Source organism: Actinomadura sp. NPDC000929, from assembly GCF_040492065.1.
In the GTDB taxonomy this organism is placed as follows: Bacteria; Actinomycetota; Actinomycetes; order Streptosporangiales; family Streptosporangiaceae; genus Spirillospora; species Spirillospora verrucosospora.
In genome coordinates this window covers 25,151-31,806 of sequence record NZ_JBEUPA010000102.1, presented here as the reverse complement: position 1 = coordinate 31,806, position 6,656 = coordinate 25,151, and the positions used below count along the sequence as shown (strand labels likewise).

Below are 6,656 nucleotides of genomic sequence, written 5' to 3'. Positions count from 1 at the left end.
CGGCGCCGGCGCGGTCTACTTGGGGGCGCTGGGGGCGGGGGTGTCCGGCCCAACCGGGCCCCGCCGGGGCCGCGCGTCGCGCGGCCACGGCGGTGACGGGCTTCGGTTACAGCTGCGAGCCGACGAGCTTGACGAGGTCGACGAGGCGGTTGGAGTAGCCCCACTCGTTGTCGTACCAGCCGACGACCTTCACCTGGTCGCCGATGACCTTGGTCAGCCCGGAGTCGAAGATGCAGGACGACGGGTCGGTGACGATGTCGCTGGAGACGATCGGGTCCTCGGTGTAGGTGAGGTAGCCCTTGAGGGGGCCCTCGGCGGCCGCCCGGAACGCCTCGTTGACCTCCTCGACCGTCACGTCGCGGGACAGCTCGACGGTGAGGTCGGTGGCCGAGCCGGTCGGCACCGGGACGCGCAGGGCGTAGCCGTCCAGCTTGCCCTTCAGCTCCGGCAGCACCAGGCCGATCGCCTTCGCGGCGCCGGTGGAGGTCGGGACCACGTTCAGCGCGGCGGCGCGGGCGCGGCGCAGGTCCTTGTGCGGGGCGTCCTGCAGGTTCTGGTCCTGCGTGTAGGCGTGGACCGTCGTCATCAGGCCCTTCTCGATGACGAAGTTGTCGTGCAGCACCTTGGCCAGCGGGGCCAGGCAGTTGGTGGTGCAGGACGCGTTGGAGATCACCGTGTGGTTCGCCGGGTCGTACTTGTCCTCGTTGACGCCGAGGACGACGGTGAGGTCCTCGTTCTTCGCCGGCGCGGAGATGATGACCTTCTTGGCGCCGTTGTCGGCGTGCACCCGGGCCTTGTTCGCGTCGGTGAAGAAACCGGTCGACTCGACGACGATGTCGGCGCCGACGTCGCTCCACTTGAGGTTCGCGGGGTCGCGCTCCTCGAAGGCCCTGATGGCCTTGCCGCCGACGACGATCTCGTTCTCGGTGGCGCGCACGTCCTCGGGGAAGCGGCCGAGGATGCTGTCGTACTTGAGCAACTGGGCGAGCGTGGCGTTGTCGGTCAGGTCGTTGACCGCCACGACCTCGATGTCGGCCCCGGACGCCTTCACCGCGCGGTAGAAGTTGCGGCCGATCCGGCCGAACCCGTTGATGCCTACTCGGATGGTCACGGAACCGCTCTCCTCGTACGTCGTATCGCCCGGTGCCAGCCGGGCTCACCTACGGTCGATCCGGGGTCATCCCCCACCTCAGACCCTATCCAATGACCCACGAGTAGCCCGACACCGGTTTCGTGGGAACCACGGGTGAGCCCGTCTCCCCCGGTAGGGGGACATCCCTCCTTTCACGACATAGCACGATCATCACTACACTCCGGGGCCATGTGGCGCGGGTGGTCGGTTCTGTTGGCGGGGCTCGTGGGGGCCGTGCTGCTCGGCGGACCGGCCGGGGCGGCGCCCGCCCCGGACCGCGCCGGTCCGGCGAACCGCGCGGACGCCATCGCCGCCGCGCTCCGCCGCGACCCCGTGTACGTCACCGACCACGCGCCCCGCGCGCTGCCCCCGGACACCGCCGCGCGGATCAGGGCGTCCGTCGCCCGGCTCCGCGTCCCGGTGTACGTCGCGGTGACGCCGACCTCGGGCCTCGGCCCGCAGAGCGCGACCGAGTCCTTCGCGGCTCTGCTGCGCGACCGGCTCCGCAAGGACGGCGTCTACATCGTGGTCCCCCCGTCCGGCGGCAGCGGCGAGATCCGCCAGTTCGGCGACGTCCGCGGGCTCCCGATCGAGGACGCCTGGTCGGCCGCGAACTCCGAGACCCCCTACGACGCGGGCGCCGCGCGGGTGGTCGCGCTGTTCGTGGACATCGCCCTGTCGGGGCACGCCAGGGAGCGCCGCGACCATCCGCGGCCGCGGCCGAAGTCGAAGGTCCGCGAGGCCCTCGACGCCGACGACGCGGCCGACCGGCGGGCTTCCCGCATCGAGTGGAGCGTGTTCGGCGGCGGCGCGGCGCTGAGCGGGGCCTCGATCCTCGGCCTGCTGGTCGGCCGCCGCGTCCTGGCGGCGCGGCGGGCGCGGCGGCCGGGACGATCGCCGAAGAAGAACACCGGGAAGGCACGCAGATGAGGCGGCTTCCGGCGGTGCTCGCCGCCCTCACACTCGCCCTCGCCGCGCTCGCGGCGCTCCCCGGCGCCGCCGCGGCCGACGAGCCGCCCCCGTACGCCTACCACCGGCTCGACCGGGTGGGCGCCGCGCTGGCCAGGGACCCGCTGTTCGTCGACCCGGACCTCGCGCAGGCGCTCGGCGCGTCCGACCGCGCCCGCCTCCGCGCGGTCCTCGCCGGGACGGCGAAGCGGCTCGGCACGCCGGCGTACGTCGTCGTGATCCCCAACCCGAGCGAGTCGGAGTCGCAGGGCCGCGACGACGCGTTCCTGTTCATGCTGCACGACCGCTCGCGCCGCGACGGCCTCTACGTGATGGCCGACGGGCACGGGAATCTGGAGTCCGAGGCGTTCAACGTCCCGCGCCGGGGCCTGTCCGCGTTGGATGAACTGGACGAGGAGGACGCGCCGGGCGCCGCGAGACCCGCCGACTCCGAGCGCCCGTTCGACGGGCTCGCCGACCGGATCGTCCGGCGGCTCGACGGCTACGCGGCGGCACCCTCGGCGTCCCCCACCATGCCGCGGCTGTACTCCAGTCCGGACCCGTTCGGGCAGGAGAACACCCTGACGCCCGACGAACCGGAGATCAAGGCGCCGCTGCTGACCGGGCTCCTGCTCGCCGGGCCCGCGGCGGCCGCGGTCCTGTACTGGCTGGGTCTCGGCGTCCTGGCCCTGCGCCGGGGCGGGCTGTCGCGCTCCCCGAACCGGCCGAGGACCCGCCGGCACGACCAGGCGCGCACCAGGCCGAGCATCCGCTGGCTGCGCCGGCACGGCGCCAAGGACCTGGAGAGGCTCCGCCGCCTGCTCACCACGGCCGACAGCGAGCGCGGACGCGCCTACGCCGTGTCCGCCTACGACGCCGCGCAGATCCTCTATGACGACGCCAAGGATGACGAGGGCAAGGCGATCGACCTCGTCGGCGCGATCGTGCTGGCCCGCCAGGGATGCGTCGCCCTGACCCGCGACATCGAGTCCCCGCCGTCCCCGTGCCTGGTGAACCCTCTGCACGGCAGCTCGGTCGTGCGCAAGCGCGTCCGGAAGCTGGAGAAGGACCACGGCGGGGCCCTGCCGAGGCAGTGCCCGCTCTGCGCTAACTGCCGGGATCTCGACAAGAGGCAGGCGCTCGACGAGCGGCGCCTCCTGCAGATCCCGGGGCCGGACGGCCACCGCCCGCACACCCTCGTCCCGGGCGTGTGGCGCGACACGGCGTGGGGCGCCCACGGCAAGACCTTCCTCCCCCGCGTGATGAGGTACCTCGGTGTTGACTGAACCGTCCCCCGGCGAGCGGCTGGCCGCCGCCCTGCGCCGCTCCCCCGTCTACGTCGACCCGTCCCTGGCGCCGGCGCTCCCCGCGGCGGCCCGCCGCGAGGTCATCGCCAAGCTCCGCAAGGCCCCCGCGCCGGTCTTCGTCGTGCTGGTCCCCATCGTCAAGGGCGGCACGTGGACGGACGGCGAGCAGCTCGCGACCGTCGTGCACGACCGCCTCGGCCGCGACGGGATCTTCATCACCTTCGACGACGACTCCCAGGACCTGAGGGCGCGCGAGTGGGGCGGCGACCACCGGGCCGACCGCGCCGCCTGGGCCGTCGCCCTGGACCGCGCCATGGACGACGCGCCGCTCGCCGCCCGGCTGTCGCGCGTCGCCGACCTGATCGTCTCCGGGACCGGCCAGCAGGAGTACGACCGGGTCTCCGCCGAGATCGACAAGCGCTACAGGGCCCGGCACGGCACCGCGCCGGGCGAACGCGGCGCGGACGGGAACGAGGCGGACGGGGGCGGCCTCGCGCTGCCCCTCGGCGCCGGCGCGGCGGCCGCGGCCGCGGCCGGGGTCGCCGGGTTCCTGCTGTGGCGGCGGCGCCGGATGGCCTCCGTCCGCCGCGAGGGGGAAGGGCTGCTGATGCCCCGCACCGTGTTCGCCACGGCGCACCGCGCCACCGAGGACCAGCTCCGCGAGCAGGCGTCCCGCGAGGTCATCGCGTTCGGGGAGCTGCTGGACGACAGCACCGTCCCGACCTCCGGCGAGCGGGCCCGCGCCCTGGTGGCCCGCGCCCTCGACGCCTACCAGGCCGCGGGGAAGACCCTAGACGCGGCGCGGGGCGTCCCCGACCTTGCCGGTGTCCTGGTCCTCCTCGACCAGGGCCGCGACGCCCTGGCCTCCGCGCAGGCGGTCGCCAAGGGCCGGTCGGAGATCCCGCCCGTCCCGCTGTGCTTCTTCAACCCGCTCCACGGCGACGCGACCAGCGAACTCGACTGGCGGCCCGTCGGCTCCCGCAGGCGGCTGAGCGTCCGGACCTGCCGCGCGTGCGCCCGCGCGGCCCGCGACAAGCGCGCCCCCGAGGTCCTCACCGACCGCCGCGACGGCCGGGAGGTCCCCTACTACGAGGCCGACCCGTCCGGCAGCGTGTGGGCCGAGACCGGCTACGGCCAGCTCCGCGACGACCTCATCGAGCGCGTGCTGCGGGGCGACAACAAACCGCGCTGACCGCACGCCCCGATTGTTTACCGTCCCTTCACCGGCGGCCGTCCGGCGGCAGCCCACTTCGCGTGTGTGGTGGGACTGTGGCCCATCGATCAGGGAGAGGCGCCCGCGGGGCGGGTTGCGCCGCGCTCCTGCTGTCGCTGTCGTGCGGCTGCCACGGCGGCGTCCCGTCCGCCGCACCCGTGACCGCGCGTGCCGCGGCGCGGGCGGTCTGCCTCGGCTACAACGGCCTGGACAGGGTCAACCCGGCGGCGCAGGTGCGCGCGGGCCGGTTCGCCACTCCGAAGGTCGCCCCCGTCCGCGTCGCCGACGGGACGGACGTGGACTGGGGCCTGGCCCCGGACGGCAACCGGTCGTGGCAGCTCTGGTTCCATTCCCTCGAATGGCTCGGCGGCCTCATCAGGGAGTACGAGCGGACCGGTGACCGCGCCGCGCTGCGAACGGCCGCGGGCGTCGCCCGGGACTGGCTCGCCGACAACGCCCGCCCCGAGCGGTTCTCCGCGCGCCGGCGCGAGGCGATCGACCAGGCCGCCAAGTTCCGCCTCGCCACCCTCGTCTGCCTCCGCAGGCACCTGGCCGGACGGTGGCTGGACGAGGCCATCGCGGCCCACGCGCGGTGGCTGGCCCGCCCGGAGCACTACTCGGGGCCCTGGAACCACGGGACCGACGAGTCGATGACGCTCATGACGGCGGGCTGCGGCATCGGCCGGGCGGACCTCGCGGAGCTCGGCCACCGGCGCCTGCTCGACGCGGTCCTCGCCCCGCCCGGCGGCGCGCGGCCGGCCGTCGACGACGAGGGCGCCGGGAACGAGCAGTCCGCGCGCTACACCGTCTACAACCGGAGCCGGTGGCGGCTCGCCTTCCGGGTGATGCGCGAGTGCGGCCGTCCCGTCCCCGCCGAACTCGTCCGCCGGCACAAGCTGATGGACGAGTTCATCGCCTTCCAGACCACACCCGGTGGCGACCTGCTCCAGATCGGCGAGTCGGACGCGTCCAGAGCCTCCGACATCGACTCGCCCGGAACGGGCCCGCTCAGATACGTCGCGACGCAGGGCGCGGAAGGCGTCCCGCCGAAGGAGAGGGCGCGCGTCTACCGCGCCGGGTACGTGGTGGGCAGGTCCGGCTGGGGCCGGGACGGCCGCTCCTTCGCCGAGGAGACGGCCTACACGGCGCGCTTCGGACCGGGCCGGTACGCGCACGGGCAGAACGACCACATGGCGCTCACCTTCCATGCGCTCGGCCGCGACATCCTCGTTCCGAGCGGCCACATCGGCTACAGCGACACGACCTGGCGCAGGTGGCTGGCCTCGCCGGAGGCGCACAACACGCTCGTGGTGCGGGGCGCGCCGTTCCGCGAGAACGCGGCGACGGCGCTGGTCGCGCACGAGTTCCGGCGCGGCGCCGACACGTTCCGGTTCTCCGACACCGCCTTCGCCGGGACGGCCCGATTCCGCACTGTGCTCGCGGCCTCCGATCCCGACGCCGTCGCCGTGCTGGACGAGGTGCGCTCCGCCGCCCCCCGCTCCGTCGAGCAGCTCTGGCACCTGCCCGCGGCGTTCACCGCCGTTCCGGCCGGGACCGGCGCCGTCGCCACCGCGGGCCCTGTCCGCGTCCACTTCATCCGGTTACCGCTCCCCGGCACCACAGGCGGACCCGCCACGGTCACCCGAGGCGCCCTGGACCCGCCGCAAGGCTGGATCGCCCCCTCCACCCGCAAGAGACTCCCCGCCCCGGTGGTGACGATTCCCGCCCATGGAAGGACCCGGCAACTTCGCATACTGACCCTGATCGCCCCCGTCCGCGGCGAAGGACCGAGAATCCAGACCCGCACACTCCCGGACGGAACACTCCACGTAGAGGCGACCTTCTCCGCCCACAACCTGACCTTCGAGGCCACCCCCGACGGCGCCCTTCACCGCCTCCCCTGACCGGCATCCACATTTCAGCGCTCTCGGACGTGCCACGCCATGACGCTCTTGGAGTAGACCTGAGCGAGGCCGCGGGTCGGGCGGCCGGAAGGCGCTCTAGCGCCTGGAGGTCGCACGACCCGCCGAGCCGGGCGACCGGAGCGCCACGACGG

5 protein-coding genes are annotated in these 6,656 nt (G+C 74.1%); 4 read left to right on the top strand and 1 reads right to left on the bottom strand.

Translation table 11 applies throughout. The features are described 5' to 3' along the window. Positions 1 to 106 precede the first annotated feature (106 nt). Positions 107 to 1,111, bottom strand: coding sequence for a type I glyceraldehyde-3-phosphate dehydrogenase (gene gap, locus ABWI04_RS28905; protein ID WP_345184339.1), 1,005 nt, complete (start codon positions 1,109 to 1,111; stop codon positions 107 to 109). A gap of 210 nt (positions 1,112 to 1,321) precedes the next feature. On the opposite strand from gap, the gene ABWI04_RS28900 reads away from it, so the two are divergent. The 4 genes from ABWI04_RS28900 to ABWI04_RS28885 all read left to right on the top strand — a co-directional run bounded on the left by ABWI04_RS28900 (position 1,322) and on the right by ABWI04_RS28885 (position 6,504). Further along, complete coding sequence (locus ABWI04_RS28900; RefSeq protein WP_345184336.1) at positions 1,322 to 2,062, top strand: hypothetical protein; 741 nt, start codon at positions 1,322 to 1,324, stop codon at positions 2,060 to 2,062. Then, positions 2,059 to 3,366 (top strand): hypothetical protein, encoded by a 1,308-nt coding sequence (locus ABWI04_RS28895; protein WP_345184333.1) that lies wholly within the window; start codon positions 2,059 to 2,061, stop codon positions 3,364 to 3,366. The genes ABWI04_RS28900 and ABWI04_RS28895 overlap by 4 nt, the downstream gene beginning before the upstream one ends. Further along, positions 3,356 to 4,579, top strand: a complete 1,224-nt coding sequence (locus tag ABWI04_RS28890) for a hypothetical protein (protein ID WP_353834430.1) — start codon at positions 3,356 to 3,358, stop codon at positions 4,577 to 4,579. Before ABWI04_RS28895 ends, ABWI04_RS28890 begins: the two co-directional genes overlap by 11 nt. Before the next feature lie 77 nt (positions 4,580 to 4,656). Next, on the top strand, positions 4,657 to 6,504 hold the full coding sequence (locus tag ABWI04_RS28885; RefSeq protein ID WP_353834427.1) for a heparinase II/III domain-containing protein: 1,848 nt from the start codon (positions 4,657 to 4,659) through the stop codon (positions 6,502 to 6,504). Positions 6,505 to 6,656: the final 152 nt, after the last annotated feature.